The organism is Micromonospora sp. NPDC050686, from assembly GCF_040654475.1.
In the GTDB taxonomy this organism is placed as follows: Bacteria; Actinomycetota; Actinomycetes; order Mycobacteriales; family Micromonosporaceae; genus Micromonospora.
This window is the reverse complement of record NZ_JBFAID010000030.1, coordinates 46,063-69,553: the sequence shown is the minus strand read 5'-3', so window position 1 is coordinate 69,553 and position 23,491 is coordinate 46,063. Positions and strand designations below refer to the sequence as shown.

Annotated in this window: 17 protein-coding genes and 1 pseudogene; 13 read left to right on the top strand and 5 right to left on the bottom strand. The window is 73.0% G+C overall.

What is annotated here, in order from left to right:
- Positions 1–361: 361 nt before the first annotated feature.
- Positions 362–988 (bottom strand): hypothetical protein, encoded by a 627-nt coding sequence (locus AB0H57_RS19690; RefSeq protein ID WP_357508373.1) that lies wholly within the window; start codon positions 986–988, stop codon positions 362–364.
- Positions 989–1,116: 128 nt separating this feature from the next.
- Between AB0H57_RS19690 and trmB the strand changes: the two genes are divergently transcribed.
- The 4 genes from trmB to AB0H57_RS19670 all read left to right on the top strand — a co-directional run bounded on the left by trmB (position 1,117) and on the right by AB0H57_RS19670 (position 5,852).
- Entirely contained in the window at positions 1,117–1,824 is a 708-nt protein-coding gene (gene trmB, locus AB0H57_RS19685; RefSeq protein ID WP_357508371.1) for a tRNA (guanosine(46)-N7)-methyltransferase TrmB, read from the top strand.
- A 65-nt stretch (positions 1,825–1,889) separates the two neighbouring features.
- Positions 1,890–4,394: a DUF3516 domain-containing protein gene (locus AB0H57_RS19680; RefSeq protein WP_357508369.1), complete on the top strand. Its 2,505-nt coding sequence runs from the start codon at positions 1,890–1,892 to the stop codon at positions 4,392–4,394.
- A gap of 370 nt (positions 4,395–4,764) precedes the next feature.
- Positions 4,765–5,412: a hypothetical protein gene (locus AB0H57_RS19675; protein WP_357508367.1), complete on the top strand. Its 648-nt coding sequence runs from the start codon at positions 4,765–4,767 to the stop codon at positions 5,410–5,412.
- A gap of 80 nt (positions 5,413–5,492) precedes the next feature.
- The gene (locus tag AB0H57_RS19670) at positions 5,493–5,852 is read left to right on the top strand and encodes a YciI family protein (RefSeq protein ID WP_357508365.1); all 360 of its coding nucleotides are present in this window, start codon (positions 5,493–5,495) and stop codon (positions 5,850–5,852) included.
- Positions 5,853–5,865: 13 nt separating this feature from the next.
- On the opposite strand, the gene AB0H57_RS19665 is transcribed toward AB0H57_RS19670, so the two are convergent.
- Both AB0H57_RS19665 and AB0H57_RS19660 read right to left on the bottom strand, forming a co-directional pair.
- Positions 5,866–6,714, bottom strand: coding sequence for a phytanoyl-CoA dioxygenase family protein (locus AB0H57_RS19665; protein WP_357508363.1), 849 nt, complete (start codon positions 6,712–6,714; stop codon positions 5,866–5,868).
- A 94-nt stretch (positions 6,715–6,808) separates the two neighbouring features.
- On the bottom strand, positions 6,809–7,276 hold the full coding sequence (locus AB0H57_RS19660) for a cytidine deaminase (protein ID WP_357508361.1): 468 nt from the start codon (positions 7,274–7,276) through the stop codon (positions 6,809–6,811).
- Between the two features lie 255 nt (positions 7,277–7,531).
- On the opposite strand from AB0H57_RS19660, the gene hrpA reads away from it, so the two are divergent.
- The gene (gene hrpA, locus AB0H57_RS19655; protein ID WP_357508359.1) at positions 7,532–11,527 is read left to right on the top strand and encodes an ATP-dependent RNA helicase HrpA; all 3,996 of its coding nucleotides are present in this window, start codon (positions 7,532–7,534) and stop codon (positions 11,525–11,527) included.
- Here the strand turns inward: hrpA and AB0H57_RS19650 are convergent.
- Positions 11,524–12,462 (bottom strand): LysR family transcriptional regulator, encoded by a 939-nt coding sequence (locus AB0H57_RS19650; RefSeq protein WP_357508391.1) that lies wholly within the window; start codon positions 12,460–12,462, stop codon positions 11,524–11,526. The two genes, hrpA and AB0H57_RS19650, sit on opposite strands and share 4 nt — an antisense overlap.
- 29 nt (positions 12,463–12,491) lie before the next feature.
- Between AB0H57_RS19650 and AB0H57_RS19645 the strand changes: the two genes are divergently transcribed.
- The 7 genes from AB0H57_RS19645 (at position 12,492) to AB0H57_RS19615 (ending at position 19,350) form a co-directional block, all read left to right on the top strand.
- Positions 12,492–13,223 (top strand): succinate dehydrogenase cytochrome b subunit, encoded by a 732-nt coding sequence (locus AB0H57_RS19645; protein WP_357508357.1) that lies wholly within the window; start codon positions 12,492–12,494, stop codon positions 13,221–13,223.
- Position 13,224: 1 nt separating this feature from the next.
- The gene (locus AB0H57_RS19640; protein WP_357508355.1) at positions 13,225–15,159 is read left to right on the top strand and encodes a fumarate reductase/succinate dehydrogenase flavoprotein subunit; all 1,935 of its coding nucleotides are present in this window, start codon (positions 13,225–13,227) and stop codon (positions 15,157–15,159) included.
- On the top strand, positions 15,156–15,917 hold the full coding sequence (locus AB0H57_RS19635; protein ID WP_357508353.1) for a succinate dehydrogenase/fumarate reductase iron-sulfur subunit: 762 nt from the start codon (positions 15,156–15,158) through the stop codon (positions 15,915–15,917). The genes AB0H57_RS19640 and AB0H57_RS19635 overlap by 4 nt, the downstream gene beginning before the upstream one ends.
- A gap of 514 nt (positions 15,918–16,431) precedes the next feature.
- On the top strand, positions 16,432–17,616 hold the full coding sequence (locus AB0H57_RS19630; RefSeq protein ID WP_357508351.1) for a zinc-dependent alcohol dehydrogenase: 1,185 nt from the start codon (positions 16,432–16,434) through the stop codon (positions 17,614–17,616).
- The gene (locus AB0H57_RS19625; protein WP_357508349.1) at positions 17,613–17,888 is read left to right on the top strand and encodes an SDR family NAD(P)-dependent oxidoreductase; all 276 of its coding nucleotides are present in this window, start codon (positions 17,613–17,615) and stop codon (positions 17,886–17,888) included. The genes AB0H57_RS19630 and AB0H57_RS19625 overlap by 4 nt, the downstream gene beginning before the upstream one ends.
- A 17-nt stretch (positions 17,889–17,905) precedes the next feature.
- Entirely contained in the window at positions 17,906–18,085 is a 180-nt protein-coding gene (locus AB0H57_RS19620) for a hypothetical protein (RefSeq protein WP_357508347.1), read from the top strand.
- Positions 18,086–18,261: 176 nt separating this feature from the next.
- Positions 18,262–19,350, top strand: a complete 1,089-nt coding sequence (locus tag AB0H57_RS19615; protein WP_357508389.1) for an MBL fold metallo-hydrolase — start codon at positions 18,262–18,264, stop codon at positions 19,348–19,350.
- Positions 19,351–19,404: 54 nt separating this feature from the next.
- Here AB0H57_RS19615 and dgt read toward each other — a convergent pair whose 3' ends face one another.
- The gene (gene dgt, locus AB0H57_RS19610) at positions 19,405–20,916 is read right to left on the bottom strand and encodes a dGTP triphosphohydrolase (RefSeq protein ID WP_357508345.1); all 1,512 of its coding nucleotides are present in this window, start codon (positions 20,914–20,916) and stop codon (positions 19,405–19,407) included.
- An 88-nt stretch (positions 20,917–21,004) separates the two neighbouring features.
- Between dgt and AB0H57_RS19605 the strand changes: the two are divergent.
- Positions 21,005–23,478: pseudogene (locus AB0H57_RS19605) on the top strand (Tex family protein).
- Positions 23,479–23,491: the final 13 nt, after the last annotated feature.

The following is a 23,491-nucleotide window of genomic DNA, read 5'->3' as shown; positions in this document are numbered from 1 at the left end:
GGGGCGGGCCGCCGGGACGGCGGTGGATCGGGTTCCCAGATGGGTCCCGGTACCTCGTTCTCCCGCTCGGACGGCGCCCCCGCAGGCGGTCGCGCCGCACCCGGTGGCGCCGGCTCGTCGGGCGTTCCCGGGCGGCGTCGGCGCGTGCCGTACAGCCGGCCGGTCGGGCGGCCCGCGATCCGGTGTCCCGGATCCGGCGGGCGGCCGGCGGGGCCGGCGGCAAGCGGCCCGGCGCCCGGCGGCGGGACGGACTCCGGCTCGTGCTCCGGTGGCGGCTCCGACGGTGGGTCGGCCACCGGGAACGGGGAGGGGCGCCGGCCACGGGCCGGTCGCGGAGCGGACGGCGACGCCACGGCCGGCCTCAGTGCCGGGCGCTGCCGCGCGGCCGACGGCGGGCCACCAGGCCGACGGTCACCCCGGCGACGGTCAACGCCAGGCCGCCCGGCAGGAGCAGGTCATCCAGCCCACGGCCGGAGTCGGCGGTACCGCCGAAGCCGGTGGCCGGGCCCGGGACCGGCCGGTGCGTCGGCTGCCGGGTGGGCGTCCGGGTGGGGTTGACCCTCTTGACGACCTGGAGCATCGTGCTGGCCGTCCCGTCGTTGGGGCACTCCAGCTTGACCCGGTAGTTGCCGGGCCGGGTGCGGTCACGCACCATCGGCGTGGCGCTGAGCAGGCCCCGCTGCGGCTGCACCTGCACCCGTCCGAAGGCGTCCGACACGACGGTCGCCGGCACCGAGTTGTCCCGGCAGCTCGCCCGGATCCCCACCAGGAAACCGGGCTCCACCGTGCCGGGAGTCACCTCGACGAAGATCACGTCGCTCGGCCGCTGAGCCTCGTCCGTGGGCTGGGGGTTGGGCACCGGCTCGGCCCGGGCCGGCCGGACGGCCGGCGCCTGCACGGGCCCGGCCAACGCCGGGGCGGCCACCGGCAGCGGGCCGGCGAGCGCCGCGACGGCGACCACCGCGCCCAGGCGCGTGACTGACACCATGACCCCTCCCGGCGCCGTGGGCCGTACCGCGCAGCGGACCGCCCGTCCTGCCGTACGGGATGAATCCTCTCACCCCCGGCCGCACACCACATCCGATCCGGCGGAGCGTCGCGTACCCTCGGATCGCTGTGACCTCCACCGACCCGCACCCCGTCGCCGACCGCGCGTCCCGGATCCGCACCTTCCACCCGCGTCGCGGCCGGATGAGCGGCCGGCAGACCGACGCGCTGGACCGGCTCTGGCCGACGTACGGCCTGGACATCGCCGCCGACCTCGACGGGCCGTTCGATCCGGCGGCGCTGTTCGGCCGCCGGGCCCCGCTGGTGCTGGAGATCGGCTCCGGGATGGGCGACGCGACGGCGGTGATGGCCGCCGCGGATCCGGACCGGGACTATCTGGCGGTCGAGGTGCACACGCCGGGCATCGCCAACCTCCTTGACCTGGTGCAACGGCAGGGCCTGAGCAACGTCCGGGTCGCCATGGGCGACGCGCTGGACCTGGTCCGGGCGCTGCCGGAGGGGTCGTTGGACGCGGTGCACGTCTTCTTCCCCGACCCGTGGCCGAAGGCCCGGCACCACAAGCGGCGGATCATCCAGCCGGTGCACGTGGCGCTGCTGCGGTCCCGGCTGGCGCCGGGCGGCACCCTGCACTGCGCGACGGACTGGGCCGAGTACGCCGAGGCGATGCGGGGGACGCTGACCGCCGACCCGGAGCTGGTCGACGGGCACGACGGCTTCGCCCCGCGCCCGGCGCACCGCCCGGTGACCAAGTTCGAGCGGCGCGCGCTGACCGCCGGCCGTCCGGTCTTCGACCTCGTGCACCACCGCCGGCGGTGAACGGAGGGGCGGCGGACCGAGCGGCTGGCGCGGGAGGTCATGATCCAGGCACGATGGGGGGCGCCATGACACTCACCGCCGCGCTGCCGAAGATCGCCGACCCCGACACCCTCTACGACGCGTTCGCCGGCTGGGCGTCCGAGCGCGGCTTCGCCCTCTATCCCCACCAGGAGGAGGCGGTCATCGAGATCGTCTCCGGCGCCAACGTGATCATGAATACGCCCACCGGCTCCGGCAAGAGCCTGGTGGCGATCGCGGCCCACTTCGCAGCCCTGGCCGATGACCGCACCACCTTCTACACCGCGCCGATCAAGGCGCTGGTCTCGGAGAAGTTCTTCGCCCTCTGCGACGTCTTCGGCGCGGAGAACGTCGGCATGCTCACCGGCGACGCGAGCGTGAACGCCGACGCCCCGATCATCTGCTGCACCGCCGAGATCCTCGCCAACCTGGCGCTGCGCGAGGGCAGCCGGGCGGACGTCGGCCAGGTGGTCATGGACGAGTTCCACTTCTACGCCGAGCCGGACCGGGGCTGGGCGTGGCAGGTGCCGCTGATCGAGCTGCCGCAGGCCCAGTTCATCCTGATGTCCGCCACGCTGGGCGACACCACCCGGTTCGTCGACGACCTGACCCGGCGCACCGACCGGCCGACCGCCGTCGTCCGCTCGGCCGAGCGGCCGGTCCCGCTCCTCTTCTCGTACGCGATGACGCCGCTGCACGAGACCCTGGAGGAGCTGCTGGAGACCAAGCAGGCCCCGGTGTACGTCGTGCACTTCACCCAGGCCGCCGCGCTGGAACGGGCGCAGGCGCTGATGAGCGTGAACGTCTCCAGCCGGGCCGAGAAGGACATGATCGCCCAGGCGATCGGCAACTTCCGGTTCACCTCCGGCTTCGGCAAGACGCTGTCCCGGCTGGTCCGGCACGGCATCGGGGTGCACCACGCCGGCATGCTGCCCAAGTACCGCCGCCTGGTGGAGACCCTCGCCCAGGCCGGCCTGCTCAAGGTCATCTGCGGTACGGACACCCTCGGCGTCGGCATCAACGTGCCGATCCGTACGGTGCTCTTCACCGGCCTGAGCAAGTACGACGGGGTGCGGACCCGGCTGCTCAAGGCCCGCGAGTTCCACCAGATCGCCGGCCGGGCCGGCCGGGCCGGCTTCGACACCCTGGGCCGGGTGGTGGTGCAGGCCCCCGAGCACGTGATCGAGAACGAGAAGGCGCTCGCCAAGGCCGGTGACGACCCGAAGAAGCGCCGCAAGGTGGTGAAGAAGAAGCCGCCGGAGGGCTCGGTCGGCTGGGGTGAGCCGACCTTCCAGCGCCTGGTCGAGGCCGAGCCGGAGCCGCTGACCTCCAGCTTCCAGGTGAGCCATTCGATGCTGCTCAACGTCATCGGCCGTCCCGGCGACGCGTTCGCGGCGATGCGCCACCTGCTCACCGACAACCACGAGGACCGGGCCGCGCAGCGCCGGCACATCCGCCGGGCCATCGCCATCTACCGGGCGTTGAAGGCCGGCGGCGTGGTCGAGGAGCTGCCCGAACCGGACGAGACCGGCCGTCGGGTACGCCTCACCGTCGACCTCCAGCTCGACTTCGCGCTCAACCAGCCGCTGTCGCCGCTCGCGCTGGCCACCATCGAGCTGCTCGACGCCGAGTCCCCGTCGTACGCCCTCGACGTGCTCAGCGTGGTCGAGTCGATCCTGGACGACCCCCGGCAGATCCTCTCCGCACAGCAGTTCAAGGCCCGCGGCGAGGCGGTCGCCGCGATGAAGGCCGAGGGCATCGAGTACGAGGCCCGTCTCGAACTCCTCGACGAGGTGACCTGGCCCAAGCCCCTGGCCGAGCTGCTGGAGGGCGCGTACGAGATGTACCGGCAGGGCCACCCCTGGGTCGCCGACCACCAGCTCTCCCCCAAGTCGGTGGTCCGCGACATGTACGAGCGGGCGATGACCTTCCCCGAGTACGTGCAGTTCTACGGGTTGTCCCGCTCCGAGGGCCTGGTGCTGCGCTACCTCGCCGACGCGTACAAGACGCTGCGGCAGACCGTGCCCGAGGACGCCAAGACCGAGGAGCTGGTCGACCTCATCGAGTGGCTGGGCGAGCTGGTCCGCCAGGTCGACTCCAGCCTCATCGACGAGTGGGAGCGGCTGCGCAACCCGTCCGACGTCGATGAGGTCGCCGCGTCGCTGGAGGACCGCACCACGGCGGTCACCCGCAACGCCCGCGCCTTCCGGGTGCTGGTGCGCAACGCGCTGTTCCGCCGGGTCGAGCTGGCCGCCCTGCGCCGCTGGGACCTGCTCGGCGAGCTGGACGCCGCGAACGGCTGGCACGCCGACGCCTGGGCGGACGCGCTGGAGCCGTACTTCGACGAGCACGACGCGATCGGGGTCGGGCCGGACGCGCGCGGGCCGGCGCTGCTCATGATCGAGCAGGGGCGGGACAAGTGGGTCGTGCGGCAGATCCTGGACGACCCGGAGGGCGACCACGACTGGGGCATCAGCGCGGAGGTGGACCTGGCCGCGTCCGACGAGGCGGGGGTCGCCGCCGTCCGGATCACCGACGTCGGCCAGCTCTGACCCCGTCGCCCGTGTCCGGTACGACCGGGGCGCTTGGATTCACCAGCATCCGGCCGGCACTGTCGTGAACTCCTTCCTCACCCGCTCTCCCCGGAACGGCAGGACCGGGACGCCGAGGACTTCTTCCTCCACGGCTACCGGGGCGGGTTTCATGATCCAGACCCGCCCCGATGACGGGCACCCATGGGTCCCCTGCTACGTGTACGCATCGCGCCCGCCGCAGATCGGCGACCAGCCGTAGCAGCCGAGCGAAAATCGTGAAAAGCGGCCGTCCGGAATGTCCGGGCGGCCCTTTTCGCGCCCTGGGCGATGTCAGTCCCGTCGATTAGAATGTGTGTACTAATCGAGCTGTTGACCTGGGAGGATGCTCGTGACTGCGCCCACCTCCACCGCCCCTGTCACCCCCTACGCCACCCTCCTCGGTTTCACCCGGTACGTGGACCGCACCGGGCCGACCAAGGCCACCTTCGTGGGCGGCCTGCGCAAGCAGCGGGCCAGCCGGCACGGGTTCAACCCGCACGGCCAGTTCGTCAAGGCGCTCAAGGCCGACATCGCCTTCCACACCGGCGGCACCCACCTGGAGCAGGTACCCGATCTGGTGAAGCCCCGCTGGCGTCCGCTCTACCAGGCCCTGGTGCCGGGCGCGACGGCGTGGCTGCGCTCCCTCGGCGAGCCGGCCGAGGTCGACCTGGCCCAGACCCGGGACGCCCTCGCCATGCTGGGCGACCTGCCCGTCAAGATCAACCCGCACTTCGGCGTCCGATACGCCGACGGCCGCGCCGAGGCGGTCCGGCTGCACTTCGACGAGGCCGCGCCGAGCGAGGAGGCCGCCCTGGCCACCCTGCACCTGATGGCGCGGCACATGGACGCGGTCCTGCCGCACGCCGAGCCGGTGCTGGTCGACGTGCGTCGCGGCGAGGCGCACCGGATGCCGGCCGACGCCAAGCCCGAGCAGGTCGAGCGGTGGCTGGCTGGCGAGGCGGCGGCATTCCGCGCCATCTGGTCCACCGCCGCCTAACCCGGTCCGCAACCGCAACCGCACGATCGCGCCTGATCAGATCGTGCTCCACGCAGGCGCCGTTGTCCTAGCCTGGGTGGATGCGCTTCGACCAGCACACGGTGGTCCTCCTGGTCCGGCCGGCCGACGCCCCCGAGCTGCCCCAGGACGCCCTCGACCGGTTGCAGGACGCCCATCTCGCCCACCAGGCCGGCCTGGTGGACGCCGGCCACGTGATCGCGGCCGGCCCGCTGCTCGGTCAGGACGACGAGCAGCTGCGGGGCATCGCCGTACTCGGCGTCGACCCGACGATGGCCCGCGAGCTGTACGCCAACGACCCGGCGGTACGGGCCGGCCGGCTCGCCGTGCAGGTGATGAGCTGGATGGTGCCGGAGGGCAACGTACGCTTCGAGAGCGTGCCGGTCCCCCGGTCGATGCTGGAGGCGGCGTCCGGCGACTGACCGCGCGCCCCGGCTACTCCGCGCCCATCACCAGCCCCTCGATGGTGTGCTTCTGCCGGATCGGCTCGAGACGGTCGACCACCGGGCAGCGCAGGTGCGCCCGGACCAGGTCGGGCAGGCTCTCCCAGTAGGCCCGGGTGACCGCCAGGTCGTGGTGGGCGGCGTTGCCGGCGCCCGGCGCGTCCACCCCGAGCACCAGCACCGGCCGGGCCAGGTCGCTGACGTTCGGCGTGCCCCGGTGGATGGTGAGCGCCGAGCGCGCCGAGATGTCCCCACGGCGGGGGTACTTGCGCACGGCGCGCGCCTCGTAACGGGGGTAGCGCCGCTTTGGCGGGAACATCTCGTGGTCGAAGTCCCGGCCGTCGTCCCACTGGGTGCCCGGCGCGATCTCGAACGGCCCCATCGCCTCGACCGTGTCCACGGTGGTGAGGTTGAACGCCAGCGAGGTCAGCCGCCGCCGCAGCCGGGTCTCCGCCGGCATCGGGAAGTCCCGGTGCCAGGGCTGCATGGCCGCGCCGGGGAAGGGGATGTCGAAGCCCAGCTCGACGATCTCGTAGTCGGGGCCGAGCACCGCCCGGCACACCGACACCACCCACGGATGCGTCACCAGGTCGACGAAGCCGCGCAGCTGCTCGGGATGGATCTCGACGTACCACCGCTCGGGGCCGCGGCCGACCGCGCCGTCGGGCCGGGAGCGGGCCTCCCGGAACGCCACGTCGATGTCCTCGTCGACCCGCTGGACCCAGTCGACGGGGAAGGCCCCCCGACAGGCGGTGATGCCGTCACGGTAGAGGTCGCCGAGGACCTCGACCGGCGTCTCGTCCTCGGCGGCGGGATGCACGGGACTGGTCTGGGCGGTCATGGGGCCCTCCTCCTCGGCGGACGTGCCGAGTATTACAACGTTGTACACCACCCGCAAGGGGAGCAACGCACGCGCCGGAAGGGCCGGCCCGCCGTCAGTCCTCGACCGCCTGGCGGCTGCCCGGCACCGCCGGCAGCGGCCACTGGCCGGTCCGCACCGACAGCGCCGGGTCGGGCTGCTGGTCCGCCCAGACGTACGTCTCGGGCAGCAGGTCGGCGACCGGCACCACCCGCAGGCCGTCCATCGGCCCGACGATCACCCGCAGGCCCGGGTCGTAGTCCGACAGCACCTGCCGGCAACGGCCGCACGGGGCGAGCACGCCCCGCCCGGCGTTACCGACGGCGACGATGGTCTCCAACTCCCCCGCGCCCTGGGTCGCCGCCGCGCCCAGGGCCACCACCTCGGCGCACGGTCCGCCGGTGAAGTGGTAGACGTTCACCCCGGTGAAGACCCGGCCGTCGACGCTGCGCACCGCCGCCGCGACGGAATGGTGCTCACTGCGGCACCGCAGCTTCGCCACCGCCGTTGCGGCCTGCACCAGGGCCCGGTCGGTCTCCTTCATCTCGGCCTCCGTCCTCGCCGCTGGGGTCGGCGGTCACTCTAGCCCGCCGCGGCCGGATTGCCGGTTCAGCCGGGCCGGTAGCGTTCCCGGTAGGCGCGCATCTTGGCCCGGCTGCCGCAGGCGCTCGCGCCGAGCTGTGGTCGTCGCTGCCCGCCCGGCGGGACCGGCCCGGCCGCCCCGCGCGGCGGTCGACGCCCGAGCCGGCCGGTAACCCGGGGGCGGTCGGGCGGCGGGCTGCCTATCCTTGGCGACGACATGCACACTCCACCCGCACCCGCCGCGCCCGACACCGTCCGCGACCTGCACCGGCGCCTGCCCACCCTGATGTTCCGCGACCAGCGCCGGCTGCAACGGCGGCTGGACGGGGTCCGCCGGCTGCGCGACCCGCAGCGGCGCGAGGCGGCGCTGGCCGAGATCAGCGCCGAGGTGGACCGGGCCGAGGCGCGGCTGGCGAGCCGGCGGGCCGCCGTGCCGGCGATCACCTACCCGGCCCAGTTGCCGGTCAGCGAGCGCCGCGACGACATCGCCGCCGCGATCCGCGACCACCAGGTGGTGATCGTGGCCGGCGAGACCGGCTCCGGCAAGACCACCCAGCTGCCCAAGATCTGCCTGGAGCTGGGGCGCGGCATCACCGGGCTGATCGGGCACACCCAGCCCCGCCGGCTGGCCGCCCGCACGGTGGCCGACCGGATCGCCGACGAGCTCGGCACCGAGCTGGGCGACGTGGTCGGTTACAAGGTCCGCTTCACCGACCAGGTGGGCGACAACAGCCTGGTCAAGTTGATGACCGACGGCATCCTGCTGGCCGAGTTGCAGACCGACCGGATGCTGCGCCAGTACGACACCCTGATCATCGACGAGGCGCACGAGCGCAGCCTCAACATCGACTTCATCCTGGGCTATCTCCGGCAGCTCCTCCCCCGCCGGCCCGACCTCAAGGTGATCATCACTTCGGCGACCATCGAGACCGACCGGTTCGCGCAGCACTTCGCCGACGCCGACGGCAGGCCCGCCCCGGTGGTCGAGGTGTCCGGACGGACGTACCCGGTGGAGGTGCGCTACCGGCCGCTGGTCGAGGTGATCGAGGGCGAGGCGGCCGACGACGGGGACGAGGAGAACGTCCGGGACCAGATCCAGGCCATCGGCGACGCGGTAGCGGAGCTGGCCGCGGAGGGCCCCGGGGACGTGCTGGTCTTCCTCAGCGGGGAGCGGGAGATCCGAGACACCGCCGACGCGCTGGGCAAGCTGGTGCAGACGAAACGTTCCCTGCTCGGCACCGAGATCCTGCCGCTGTACGCCCGGCTCTCGGCCGCCGAGCAGCACCGGGTCTTCGCCCCGCACGCCGGGCGCCGGGTGGTGCTCGCCACCAACGTCGCGGAGACCTCGCTGACCGTCCCCGGCATCAAGTACGTGGTTGACCCCGGCACCGCCCGGATCTCCCGCTACTCCAGCCGGCTGAAAGTCCAGCGGCTGCCCATCGAGCCGGTCTCCCAGGCCAGCGCGAACCAGCGCAAGGGGCGCTGCGGGCGTACCTCGGACGGCATCTGCATCCGCCTCTACGACGAGCCGGACTTCGACTCCCGGCCCGAGTTCACCGACCCGGAGATCCTGCGGACCAACCTGGCCTCGGTCATCCTCCAGATGACCTCGATCGGGCTGGGTGACATCGCCGCGTTCCCGTTCATCGACCCGCCGGACCGGCGCAACATCACCGACGGCGTGAACCTGCTGCACGAGCTGGGCGCGCTGGACCCGGCCGAGACCGACCCGGCGAAGCGGCTCACCCCGCTGGGCCGGCGGCTGGCCCAACTCCCGGTCGACCCCCGGCTGGCCCGGATGGTGATCGAGGGCGAGCGCAACGGCTGCGCCACCGAGGTGATCGTGATCGCCGCCGCGCTGTCGATCCAGGACCCGCGCGAGCGCCCGGCCGACAAGCAGGCCCAGGCCGACCAGGCGCACGCCCGGTTCGCCGACAAGGAGTCGGACTTCGTCGCCTACCTGAACCTGTGGCGGTACCTGCGGGAGCAGCAGCGGGCGCTGTCCTCCAGCGCGTTCCGCCGGATGTGCAAGGCGGAGTACCTGAACTACCTGCGGGTGCGCGAGTGGCAGGACATCGTCAGCCAGCTGCGCCAGGTGCTACGTACCGAAGACAAGGGTGCGGGTCGGCGCGGCGCCGGCGCCGACCTGCCGGAGGAGATCGACACCCCCAAGGTGCACCAGTCCCTGCTGCCCGGCCTGCTGTCGCACCTCGGGCTGAAGGACGCGCAGAAGCACGAGTACCTGGGCGCCCGGGGCGCGAAGTTCGCCATCTTCCCCGGGTCGGCGCTGTTCAAGAAGCCGCCGCGTTGGGTGATGGCCGCCGAGCTGGTGGAGACCTCCCGGCTCTGGGGGCGGGTCGCCGGCCGGGTCGAGCCGGAGTGGGTGGAGCCGCTCGCCCAGCACCTGGTCAAGCGCAGCTACAGCGAGCCGCACTGGGAGAAGAAGCAGGCCGCGGTGATGGCCTACGAGAAGGTCACCCTGTACGGCATCCCGATCGTCACCTCCCGCAAGGTCAACTTTGGGCGGATCGACGCGGCCCTGAGCCGCGAGCTGTTCATCCGGCACGCCCTGGTCGAGGGCGACTGGTCCACCCATCACCAGTTCTGGACGGACAACCAGCGGCTGCTGACCGAGGTGGAGGAGCTGGAGAACCGGGCCCGGCGCCGCGACATCCTGGTCGACGACGAGACGATCTTCCAGTTCTACGACGAGCGGATCCCGGCCGACGTGGTCTCCGGGCGGCACTTCGACTCCTGGTGGCGCAAGACCCGCCGGGAGCGGCCGGAGCTGCTCACCTTCAGCCGGGACCTGCTGGTCAACGCGGGCCGGGGCGGGGTGGACGAGGCCGACTACCCGGACGAGTGGCGGGCCGACGGGGTCACGCTGCCGCTGACGTACACCTTCGACCCGACCGCGCCCACCGACGGCGTCACCGTGGACATCCCGCTGCCGCTGCTCAACCAGGTGCCGGCGGAGAGCTTCGACTGGCAGGTGCCCGGGCTGCGCGAGGAACTGGTGATCGCGCTGATCCGGTCGCTGCCCAAGGTGGTCCGGCGCAACTTCGTGCCGGTGCCCGACTACGCCCGCGCGGCCCTCGCCGCGATCACCCCCGGCGAGGAGCCGCTGCTGGACGCGCTCACCCGGCAGCTGCGCCGGATGACCGGGGTCACCGTGCCCCGGGAGGCGTGGGACCCGGCGAAGCTGCCACCGCACCTGCGGGTCGGCTTCCGGGTGCTCGGCGAGGACGACAAGCCGGTCGCCGAGGGCAAGGACCTGGGCGCGCTGCAACGCCAGCTCCGCCAGGAGGTACGCCAGGTCGTGGCCGCCGCCGCACCGGACCTGGCCCGGACGGGCCTGCGTGAGTGGAGCATCGGCGATCTTCCCCGCACCATCGAGCAGGTCCGCGCCGGCTACGCGGTGACCGCGTACCCGGCCCTGACTGACGAGGGCGCCACGGTCGGGGTGAAGGTGTTCGACTCCCCGGCCGAGCAGGAGGCCGCCCACTGGGCGGGCACCCGGCGGCTGCTGCGGCTGACCGTGCCGTCGCCGGCGAGGTTCCTGCAGGGGCGGCTGAGCAACGAGGCGAAGCTGGCGCTGTCCCGCAACCCGCATGGCGGGGTGCCGGCGCTGATCGAGGACGCGGCCGGCGCGGCGATCGACAAGCTGATCGCCGACGCGGGCGGGCCGGCCTGGGACGCCGAGGGCTTCGCCGCGCTGCGCGAGCGGGTCCGCGCCGACCTGGTCGACACGGTGGTGGAGGTGATGGGCCGGGCCCGGCAGGTGCTGGCCGCCGCGTACGCGGTGCAGCAGCGCCTCGGCGCCACCCGGAACCTGGCCGTGGTGGCCGCCCTGGCCGACATCCGCAAGCAGCTCGACGGCCTGGTGCACGCCGGCTTCCTCACCGAGGCCGGCTACGCCCGCCTGCCCGACCTGCTGCGCTATCTCACCGCGATCGAGCGGCGGCTGGACCGGCTGGCCGGCAACCCGCAGCGCGACAAGCAGCAGCAGGACCGCATCGCCGTGGTCGAGCGGGAGTACCAGGACATGCTGGCCGCCCTGCCGCAGGCGTTGCGGGCATCGGCGGCGGCCCGGCAGATCCGCTGGATGATCGAGGAGCTGCGGGTGAACGTCTTCGCCCAGGCCCTCGGCACCCCGTACCCCGTCTCCGAGCAGCGCATCTACCGCGCGATGGACGACGCCGAGGGGCGCTAGGCCAGCGGCTCGACGCCGGCCGGGAGCTGGTCGGCGGCGACCGCGTCGTGGACGTACTCGAGCAGGATGCGCCGCAGTTCGCGGCCGGCGTGGGTGGGGACCACGTCGCGGCGGCGGGCCACCGCGATGGTCCGCCGTACGCCGGGCGGGGCGAGGTGGGTGACCCGGATGCCGGCACGGCGGGCCACCGCGATGCCGGGGACCACCGCGACGCCGAGCCCCGCCTCGACGAAGCTGAGCACGGCGTCCATCTCCCCGCCGTCCACGGCGAGGCTCGGCTCGAAGCCGGCCGCCCGGCACGCCTGGAGGGTGGCGTCGCGCAGGTCGTACCCCTCGCGGAACATGACGAGGGGCTGGTCGCGCAGGTCGGTGATGCGCAGCTGGCCGGTGTCCCCGGCGGCCGGCAGCGGGTCGACCGAGGCGACCACCAGGCTCTCCCGCAGGATCGGGTCGGTGCGCAGCCCGGGGTCGGTGCCGGCGGCCGGCATGATGATCAGCGCCAGGTCGAGGTCGCCGCGGACCAGGTCGCGGACCAGGTCCTGCGAGCCGCCCTCCTCCACCCGCAGGTCGACGGTGGGGTGGGCGTCGCGGAACCGGCGCAGCACCGGCGGGGCGAGCGAGGTGGCCAGGCTGGGGGTGGCGCCGAGCCGGACCCGGCCCCGGCGCAGCCCGACCAGCTCCTGCACCTCCCGGGTGGCGGTGTCGACGTCGGCGAGGATCCGCTTGGCGAGCGGAAGCAGCACCTCGCCGGCCGAGGTGAGGGCGATGTTGCCTCTTACCCGCTCGAAGAGCGGGGCCCCGAGGTCGGCCTCCAGGGCGTGAATTTGCTTACTCAACGACGGCTGGGTTATGCCCACCAGGTCGGCGGCTTGGGTGAAATGCCGGACTTCTGCGACCGCCACGAAGTACCGGAGCTGATGGAGCTGCATCAGAATAGCCTACGGCTATCAAGACTGCGAGGTCGATGCATTGGACGACTGATCAAACTGCTCCTAGCGTCGGGCATGTGGTAATCACGAAAACTCGGTCGCCCATCCGCTCGAACGTCGGCCTCAAGGCCGTCATGGCGGTGACGGGCATTCTCCTTGTGCTCTTCCTGATCCTGCACATGCTCGGCAACCTCAAGGTGTTCACCGGCGAGACGTCGTTCGACCACTACGCCCACTGGCTGCGGGACATCGGCACGCCGCTGCTCCCCACCACCTGGTACCTGTGGATCCAGCGCACCGTGCTGGTGGTGGCCGTGCTGGCGCACATCGCCGCCGCCACCGTGCTGGCGCTGCGCGCCCGGGCCGCCCGTCCGGTGAGGTACGCGCACCGCAAGAAGGTGCAGGGCAGCTACGCGGCCAGGACGATGCGCTGGGGTGGGGTGATCATCCTGCTCTTCGTGATCTACCACATCCTGGACCTGACCACGGGGCACCTGAACCCGCAGGGCGACCCGGCCAACCCGTACGGCAACGTGGTCGCCGACTTCGCGCCGGAGCGCTGGTACGTCACGCTCTTCTACACCCTGGCGATCGTCACGCTCGGCTTCCACCTGCGCCACGGCGCCTTCAGCGCGTTCCGCAGCCTCGGTCAGCAGACCCCGAAGGGCGAGCGCCGGGCGCGGACCGCCGCACTGGTCTTCGCCGTCGCGCTCTGCGCCGGCTACCTGCTGGTCCCGTTCGCCGTACTCACCGGATTGGTGGCCTGACATGGACCTCTACACCGAAGGCGACCCGGTCGCCGACACCAAGGCCCCGGACGGCCCGATCGAGACCCGGTGGGACCGCCACCGGTTCGAGATGAAGCTGGTCAACCCCGCCAACCGGCGGAAGCTGACCGTCATCGTGGTCGGCACCGGCCTGGCCGGCGGCTCGGCCGCGGCGACCCTGGCCGAGCAGGGTTACCACGTCAGGTCCTACTGCTATCAGGACAGCCCGCGCCGGGCGCACTCGATCGCCGCGCAGGGCGGCATCAACGCCGCCAAGAACTACCGCAACGACGGCGACTCGGTGCACCGGCTCTTCTACGACACCGTCAAGGGCGGCGACTTCCGCTCCCGCGAGTCGAACGTGCACCGGCTCGCCGAGGTCTCGGTCAACATCATCGACCAGTGCGTTGCCCAGGGCGTGCCGTTCGCCCGCGAGTACGGCGGCCTGCTCGACACCCGCTCCTTCGGCGGCGCGCAGGTGCAGCGCACCTTCTACGCCCGGGGCCAGACGGGCCAGCAGCTGCTGCTCGGCGCGTACCAGGCGCTGGAGCGGCAGATCGGCCTGGGCAACGTGGAGATGAACTCCCGCCACGAGATGCTGGAGCTGGTCGTGATCGACGGCCGGGCCCGCGGCATCGTGGTCCGGGACCTGGTCACCGGCGAGATCAGCACCGAGATGGCCGACGCGGTCGTGCTCGCCTCCGGCGGCTACGGCAACGTCTTCTACCTCTCCACCAACGCCAAGGGTTGCAACGTCACCGCCTCCTGGCGGGCGCACCGCAAGGGCGCGTACTTCGCCAACCCCTGCTACACCCAGATCCACCCGACCTGCATCCCGGTCTCCGGCGACCACCAGTCGAAGCTGACCCTGATGAGCGAGTCGCTGCGCAACGACGGCCGGGTGTGGGTGCCGAAGGCCAAGGGCGACGACCGCGCCCCGCGGGACATCCCCGAGGACGAGCGGGACTACTACCTGGAGCGGATCTACCCCTCCTTCGGCAACCTGGTCCCGCGGGACATCGCCTCCCGGGCCGCGAAGAATGTCTGCGACGAGGGCCGGGGCGTCGGCCCGGGCGGGCTCGGCGTCTACCTGGACTTCGCCGACGCGATCGGCCGGCTCGGCCGCAAGGCCATCGAGGCCAAGTACGGCAACCTCTTCGAGATGTACGAGCGGATCACCGGCGAGGACCCGTACGAGGTGCCGATGCGGATCTATCCCGCCGTGCACTACACGATGGGCGGCCTCTGGGTCGACTACGACCTCCAGTCGACCGTCCCCGGCCTGTTCGTGATCGGTGAGGCGAACTTCTCCGACCACGGTGCGAACCGCCTCGGCGCCTCGGCGCTGATGCAGGGACTGGCCGACGGCTACTTCGTGCTGCCGAACACCCTGGCCAACTACCTGGCGTCCGGCCCGCTGGAGAAGGTGGAGCCGAGTCACCCGGAGGCGGTCGCCGCGCGGCGCGACGTCGAGGAGCGGATCGCCCGGCTGCTGGCCGTCAACGGCGACCGCACGGTCGACTCGTTCCACCGCCGGCTGGGCCAGATCATGTGGGAACACTGCGGCATGGAGCGCACCGACGCCGGGTTGCGCAAGGCGATCGACGAGATCCGGGCGCTGCGCGAGGAGTTCTGGCAGCGGGTCCGGGTGCCGGGTGACGGCGAAGGGCTGAACCAGTCGCTGGAGAAGGCCGGCCGGGTGGCCGACTTCTTCGAGCTGGCCGAGCTGATGTGCATCGACGCCCTGCACCGCGAGGAGTCCTGCGGCGGCCACTTCCGGGGCGAGTACCAGACCCCGGACGGCGAGGCGCAGCGCGACGACGACCGGTTCGCCTACGTGGCGGCCTGGGAGTACGCCGGCGGCGGCCAGCCCGTGCTGCACAAGGAAGACCTGAAGTTCGAGTACGTCCACCCCACGCAGCGGAGCTACAAGTGAACCTGACCCTGCGCATCTGGCGCCAGAGCGGCCCCGACGACAAGGGTCGGATGGTGACCTACCAGGTCGAGGACGTCTCCCCGGACATGTCGTTCCTGGAGATGCTCGACGTGCTCAACGAGCGGCTGATCCTCGAAGGGGAGGAGCCGGTCGCGTTCGACCACGACTGCCGCGAGGGCATCTGCGGCATGTGCGGGCTGATGATCAACGGCGACGCGCACGGGCCGCAGCGCGGCACCACCGCCTGCCAGCTGCACATGCGGCAGTTCTCCGACGGCGACACGATCGACATCGAGCCGTGGCGGGCCCGCGCCTTCCCGGTGATCAAGGACCTGGTGGTCAACCGGGGCGCCTTCGACAAGATCATCGCGGCCGGCGGGTACATCACCGCGCCGACCGGCAGCGCCCCGGAGGCACACGCCACCCCGGTGGCCAAGGCCGACGCGGACGCCGCCTTCTCCTCGGCCGCCTGCATCGGCTGCGGCGCGTGCGTGGCGGCCTGCCCGAACGGCTCCGGCATGCTCTTCACCGCTGCCAAGATCACTCAGCTCTCGCTGCTGCCGCAGGGCCAGCCGGAGCGCTACACCCGGGTGATCGGCATGGTCGACGCGCACGACGAGGCTGGCTTCGGCGGCTGCACCAATGCCGGCGAGTGCACCGCGGTCTGCCCGAAGGGCATCCCGCTGAACACCATCGGCCGGCTCAACCGCGACTACCTCGCGGCGACCGCGAAGCGCGGCGACACCCCCGGTTCCTGACCGGGCGAACACCCCGGCGAGCGCCAGCCGCCGTACCCGTGACGGGCACGACGGCCGGCGCTTCCGCGGGCGGCACATCCCCGCGCCGAAACCGCCGGCGCCACCGTCACCCGCAGTCACCCTCAGGGACGAACGAGGCGACAACCGAGCGTGACCGCCCCGCTCGGGCCCACCACCCCCACCCGAGCGCCTTTGCTCTGCTTCACTCCAGGCAACACCGCGCTGAACAGGCAACAGTCGGCGTGAATAGCCGGACGAAGGTCCACGCCCCGATCACACTACGTGCCTGTTGCCTCGGCTGAAGCAGAGCAAAGGCGGGCGAGGTGGTCGTACTCGGGAGGCGGGAGCCTGACCGTCGGTGAGCGGGCGGGGCCCGCGTGGCCCGGCCACCGCAGGCCGGCGCGACCAGCGGGACCGGCGCGACCGGCGACGGCCGGTGCGGCGGGTGGCGCCGGTTCAAGTGCGCTCTCCCGGGTAGCAGTCCCACGGACGGCACCGAGAGGGGAAATCAGGCATGAAGGCGCTTACCTGGCAGGGGAAGCGGGACGTCCGCGTGGAGGAGGTACCCGATCCCCGCATCGAGGAGCCGACCGAGGCGATCGTCCGGATCACCTCCACCGCGATCTGCGGGTCGGACCTGCACCTGTACGAAGTGCTCGGGCCGTACCTGAAGCCCGGCGACATCCTCGGCCACGAGCCGATGGGCGTCGTCGCGGAGGTCGGGCCCGGGGTGACCCGGCTCAAGCCCGGCGACCGGGTGGTGATCCCGTTCAACATCTCCTGCGGCGACTGCTGGATGTGCCAGCGACAGCTCTACGCCCAGTGCGAGACCACCCAGGTGACCGCCGAGGGCAAGGGCGCCTCGCTGTTCGGCTACACCTCCCTCTACGGCTCCGTGCCCGGCGGGCAGGCCGAGTACCTGCGGGTACCACAGGCCCAGTTCGGCCCGATCAAGATCCCGGAGAGCGGGCCGGACGAGCGGTACCTCTACCTCTCCGACATCCTGCCCACCGCGTGGCAGGCGGTGAAGTACGCCGACACTCCACCCGGCGGCACGCTGGCCGTCTTCGGGCTCGGACCAGTCGGCCAGTTCTGCGCCCGGATCGGCCGCCACCTCGGCGCCGGCCGGGTGATCGGCCTGGACCTGGTGCCCGAGCGGCTGGAGATGGCCCGCCGGCACGGCATCGAGACCCTCGACGTCACCCAGCTCGACGACGTGCCCGGCGCGCTGATCGACCTGGTCGACGGCCGCGGCCCGGACGCCGTGATCGACGCGGTCGGCATGGAGGCGCACGGCGCGCCGGTCGGCAGGTTCGCCCAGACCGCCGCCGGCCTGCTGCCGGACAAGCTGGCCCAGCCCCTGATCGACAAGGCCGGGGTGGACCGGCTCGTGGTGCTGCACGCCGCGCTCAAGGCCGTGCGCCGCGGCGGCACCGTCTCCGTCTCCGGGGTGTACGGCGGCGAGCAGGACCCGATGCCGCTGATGGAGATGTTCGACCGGGGCATCCAGCTGCGGATGGGCCAGTGCCACATACGCCGCTGGACCGACGAGATCATGCCGTTGCTCGCCGGCGACGACGACCCGCTGGGCGTGGCGGACCTGCGCACCCACCGGCTGCCGCTGGAGCAGGCGCCGCAGGCGTACGAGATGTTCCAGAAGAAGGAGGACGGCTGCGTGAAGGTCGTGCTCGCGCCGTGAGTCGGGTGGTGGTGATCGCCGGGGCGACCAGCGGCATCGGCCGGGCGGCGGGCCGCGAGTTCGCCGAGCGCGGGGACCGCCTGGTCCTCGCGGCCCGGGACCGGGGGACGCTGGCCGAGGTGGGCCGGGAGTGCCGCCGGGCGGGCGCGGAGGTCCTGGCGGTCCCCACCGACGTCACCGAGCCCGGCGCGCTGGACGCCCTCGCGGCGGCCGCCGTGGACGGCTTCGGCCGGATCGACGTCTGGGTGCACACCGCGGCCGTGATGGCTTAGGGCTGACCGGCCGGCTGGTGCCGCCGACCGACGGCGTGGTGTTCGCGCCGGACCCGGCCAGCGCGTCGGTACGCGGCGGCTGGCTGCCCGACCTGCCCCGGCTGGCCCGTACCGTGGGCAACGCCCTCGCCCGGGGCGCACGGGCCGCCCAGGCGGTCGGCGGCTCGGCCGCCGCCGTGCTGCGCCGCGACGGCTGAGCCCTCCCCCGCGCCGGCAGTCCGTCCTGGCCCGGCACCCGGCCGGACCGCGGCGGGTGGGCGCGCGGGCCGCCGGGTGACTAGCGTGTACGAGGAGACCGAGGCGGAGAGGACGGCGCATGGGCGACGCGGCGGAGCGGACGGTCGAGCAGGCCCGCGGCGGGCGGCTGTGGCGGATGGCGGGACTCGCCGCAGTGGCCGGCCTGGCCTGGACGGCCCGGGACGTGCCCGCCCAGCTCGGCGGTCGGCTCGCCGGCCGGCGGGCCGAGCGGGCGGGCCGGTCGCCGCAGTTCCGCGACGGCATCTTCCACAACCTCGCCGGCACTCGGACGATGGTCGCCGACCCCGGCCGCAACCTGCTCAAAGAGTTGATCTTCGGCAAGCAGAAGCGCCGGCCGGGCACGGCCGTCCCGCTGCTGCACCCGGGCGGCACGCCGACCGGCGGCGACACCGACCGCGAACTCAACGTGGTCTGGTACGGCCACGCCTCCACACTGGTCGAGATCGAGGGCCGCCGGGTGCTGCTGGACCCGGTGTGGAGCGACCGCTGCTCCCCCGCCGCGGCGGTCGGCCCCCGGCGCATCCACGAACCCCCGGTGCGCCTCGACGAGCTGCCGCCGCTGGACGCCATCCTGATCTCCCACGACCACTACGACCACCTGGACATGGCGACCGTGCGCGGGCTACTCGCCCACCAGTCCGCCCCGTTCGTCGTCCCGCTCGGGGTCGGCGCCCACCTGGACCGCTGGGGCGTGCCCGAGGAGCGGATCGTCGAGCTGGACTGGTCCGAGCAGCACCAGGTCGACGGGCTGACCCTGACCGCCACCCCCGCGCAGCACTTCTCCGGGCGCGGGTTGCGCCGCGACGGCACGCTGTGGAGCTCGTGGGTGATCGCCGGCGCGCACCGGAAGGTCTTCTACACCGGCGACTCCGGCTACTTCGACGGGTACGCCGCCATCGGCGCCGAGCACGGTCCGTTCGACGTCACGCTGGTCCAGATCGGCGCGTACGACCGGGCGTGGCCGAGCATCCACATGTTCCCCGAGGAGGCCGTCGCCGCCCACCTCGACCTGCGCGGCGGGCTGTTCGTACCGGTGCACTGGGCGACGTTCAACCTGGCCCTGCACGACTGGTCGGAGCCGGTGGACCGGCTCTGGGCCGAGGCGAAGGCGCGCGACGTGCGGTTGGCGGTGCCCCGGCCCGGCGAGCGGGTGGTGGTGGACGACCCGCCGGCGGTGGACGGGTGGTGGCAGGCGATCGCCTGAGGCGCGCGGGGCACCTGGCGTGGCACGGAGGCCCTGCCGGACCGCAGGCGCCGATCAGAGTACGAACGCGTCGGTCCACAGTGCCCCGGACCGCCCGGACAGCGCGTCCAGCATCGCCACCGCCTGCCCGTCGGTGAGCTGCGCGACGAAGTCGACGATCGCCCGCCCACGGGCCCGGCCCACCCGGTCCGGGGTACGCGGATGCAGTTCCGCCTCCGCCAGCTCGACCAGGTCGTGCAGCCGCCGGGGCAGCCGGGACTCCTCCTCCGGGTCGAGCAGCCACTCCCACAGCGCCTCGACCAGGGTGCCGAGCAGCCGCGCCTGCCCCCGCTGGTGCAGGGCAAGGTCGGGGCGGGCCAGCACGAACCGGTGGTGGACGAACTTGAGCACCTGCACCTCGTGCCACTGCGCCCGGGCCAGCAGGACGTGCCCGGAGCGGACGTGCGGGTCGGCGGTCACCCGGATGGCGTCGACGAATCGGGTGGACCAGCGGGCGGAGAAGCGGGCCACGTACTGCTCGGCCTCGATCGAGCCGTCGAACGGCGAGGCGAGCAGGCCCTCCACCAGTTCCTGCCGGACGTGTTCCACAGCGGCGGCGAACGCCTCGTCGTCGGCGATCCAGGAGTCCTTGCGGTGCAACTGGCGGCGCAGCCGCTCGATCGCCGCGCCGGGCCGGCGGGCCGCGCCGTCCAGGCCACCGTCGGTGGCGGTACGGAAGTGGTCGACGTCGCGCTGCCAGGCCATCAGCTCGGCGGCCACCGCGCCCTGCTGGAGCACCCCGACCCGGTAGAAGTCCTCCACGTCGTGGATGGCGTACGCGATGTCGTCGGCGGTGTCCATGATCGACGCCTCGACGGTCTGCTGCCAGTCGGCGATCCGGCCGGCGAACGGCTCCCGGGCCTGCCGCAGATCGGCCAGCTCCGTCCGGTACGCCCCGAACTTCACCGACCCGCTCTCCGGATCGTCGGGCGGGGCGGCCGCGCCACGCGGCGCCGGGTCCAGGGTGCGCGGGTGCGGGTCGGGGTGGTCGAGGCGGGTCCACGGGTACTTCAGCATCGCCGCCCGCACCGCCGCGGTGAGGTCCAGCCCGGTGGTCGCCGCGCCGCGGATCTCGGTGCTGGTAACGATCCGGTACGACTGCGCGTTGCCCTCGAAGCCGTCGGTCAGGCCGAGCCGCTCCCGGGCCAGCCGATCGAGCACCCGCTCCCCCAGGTGCCCGAACGGCGGGTGCCCCAGGTCGTGGGCGAGCGCAGCGGCCTCCACCACGTCCGGGTCGCAGCCGCCCAGCTTCGCCAGCAGCGCGCGGTGCTCGTCGTCGGCGGTGAGCCGCTCGGCGATCGCCCGGGCCACCTGCGCCACCTTCAGGCTGTGGGTGAGCCGGTTGTGCACCAGCAGGCCCGACCCGGACGGGCTGATCACCTGGGTGACCCCGTTCAGCCGGGCGAAGAACGGCGAAGCCACGATCCGGTCCCGGTCGGCCCGGAAGGGGCTCGCCGCCAGGTCGCCGAGCGCCCGGGCGCTGCCGCCGAAGAGCCGACGGGCCCGCGGATCCGCAGGTAGTTCCATGATCGCCACGATAGCGGGGCGACACCGCCACGCGCGCCGCGTCGGGCGCACCGCTGGTTAGGCGGCGGCCCCTATACAACAGAAGGCGATAAGAAGGGCCCCCGCCTTACCTGAGGGCGGGGGGCGGCAGAATCGGCACGGAACCCACAGCGAAGGCGGATCAAGATCGTGACCCAGTCTGTTCACCAGCGCATCGCCGACGAGCTCGGCGTCGCCGAACGCCAGGTGCGGGCGGCCGTGGAGCTGCTCGACGGCGGCGCCACCGTGCCGTTCATCGCCCGCTATCGCAAGGAGGCCACCGGCCTGCTCGACGACGCGCAGCTGCGCACCCTCGAGGAGCGGCTGCGCTACCTGCGCGAGCTGGACGAGCGGCGCGCCGCGGTGCTGGAGTCCATCCGCGGCCAGGGCAAGCTCGACGAGGCCCTGGAAGCGCAGATCATGGCGGCCGACTCGAAGTCCCGCCTGGAGGACATCTACCTGCCGTACAAGCCGAAGCGGCGGACCCGGGCGCAGATCGCCCGCGAGGCCGGGCTGGAGCCCCTGGCGGACACGCTGCTGGCCGACCCGACGCGGGACCCCCGGGAGACCGCCGCCGGTTTCGTCGACGCCGACAAGGGCGTCGCGGACGCGGCCGCCGCGCTGGAGGGCGCGCGGCACATCCTCATCGAACGCTTCGCCGAGGACGCCGACCTGATCGGCACGCTGCGCGAGCAGATGTGGTCGCGGGGCCGGCTGGTTTCCCGAGTACGCGAGGGCCAGGAGACCGCCGGCGCCAAGTTCGCCGACTACTTCGACTTCGCCGAGCCGTACCCGAAGCTGCCCTCGCACCGGATCCTGGCCATGTTCCGGGGCGAGAAGGAGGGCGTGCTCGACCTGACCATGGCCCCGGAGGCCGACGGCGACGCCGACGCGGTCGTCACCGGCCCCACCCGGTACGAGGCGGCCATCGCCGGCCGGTTCGGGGTCAGCGACCAGGGGCGCCCCGCCGACAAGTGGCTGGCGGACACGGTGCGCTGGGCCTGGCGTACCCGGATCCTCATCCACCTCGGCGCGGACCTGCGGATGCGGTTGTGGCAGGCCGCCGAGGAGGAGGCCGTGCGGGTCTTCGCCACCAACCTGCGCGACCTGCTGCTCGCCGCACCCGCCGGCACCCGGGCCACCATGGGCCTGGACCCGGGCCTGCGTACCGGGGTGAAGGTGGCCGTCGTCGACGCCACCGGCAAGGTGGTCGCCACCGACACCATCTATCCGCACGAGCCGCGCCGGCAGTGGGACGCCTCGCTCCACACGCTGGCCACGCTGGCCGCCGCGCACGGCGTGGAGCTGGTCGCCATCGGCAACGGCACCGCCAGCCGGGAGACCGACAAGCTCGCCGCCGACCTGATCAAGCGGCACCCGGAGCTGAAGCTGACCAAGGTGATGGTCTCCGAGGCCGGCGCGTCGGTCTACTCCGCCTCCGCGTACGCCTCCCAGGAGCTGCCCGGGCTGGACGTGTCGCTGCGCGGCGCGGTCTCCATCGCCCGCCGCCTCCAGGACCCGCTGGCCGAGCTGGTGAAGATCGACCCGCGCTCGATCGGGGTCGGCCAGTACCAGCACGACCTGTCCGAGGTGAAGCTGTCCCGCTCGCTGGACGCCGTCGTCGAGGACTGCGTCAACGCGGTCGGCGTGGATGTCAACACCGCCTCCGCTCCCCTGCTCACCCGGGTCTCCGGCATCGGCGCCGGGCTGGCCGAGAACATCGTGCTGCACCGGGACGCCAACGGGCCGTTCCGCACCCGGTCGGAGCTGAAGAAGGTGGCGCGGCTCGGGCCGAAGGCGTTCGAGCAGTGCGCCGGCTTCCTGCGCATCCCCGGCGGCGACGACCCGCTCGACTCGTCCAGCGTGCACCCCGAGGCGTACCCGCTGGTGCGGCGGATCCTCGCCAGCACCGGGCAGGACCTGCGGTCGGTCATCGGGAAGTCGGCCATCCTGCGCGGGTTGAAAGCCACCGACTACGTCGACGGCACGTTCGGCCTGCCCACCGTCACCGACATCCTCGCCGAGCTGGAGAAGCCCGGCCGCGACCCGCGGCCGGAGTTCCGGACCGCGACGTTCGTCGAGGGGGTGGAGAAGATCAGCGACCTGACGCCGGGGATGCTGCTGGAGGGCGTGGTCACCAACGTGGCCGCCTTCGGGGCGTTCGTCGACGTGGGCGTGCACCAGGACGGGCTGGTGCACGTGTCGGCGATGTCGCACACCTTCGTCAAGGACCCGCGGGACGTGGTGAAGTCCGGCGACGTGGTCCGGGTCAAGGTGCTCGACGTGGACGTGCCGCGCAAGCGCATCTCGCTGACCCTGCGGCTGGAGGATGAGGCACCGGCCGGCGGTGGCCGCCCGTCCGACGACGGCCGGCGGGAGCGCGGCGGGCAGGGCGGCGGTGGTCCGCGGGGCGGCCAGGGCGGCACGCCGCGAGGGGACCGGAGCGGTTCGCGGGGCGGGCAGCAGCAGCGCGGGGGCCGAGACGGCGGGGCTCCGGCGAGCGGCGCCATGGCGGACGCCCTGCGCCGGGCCGGTCTGGCCTGACGGCCGGCGGCCC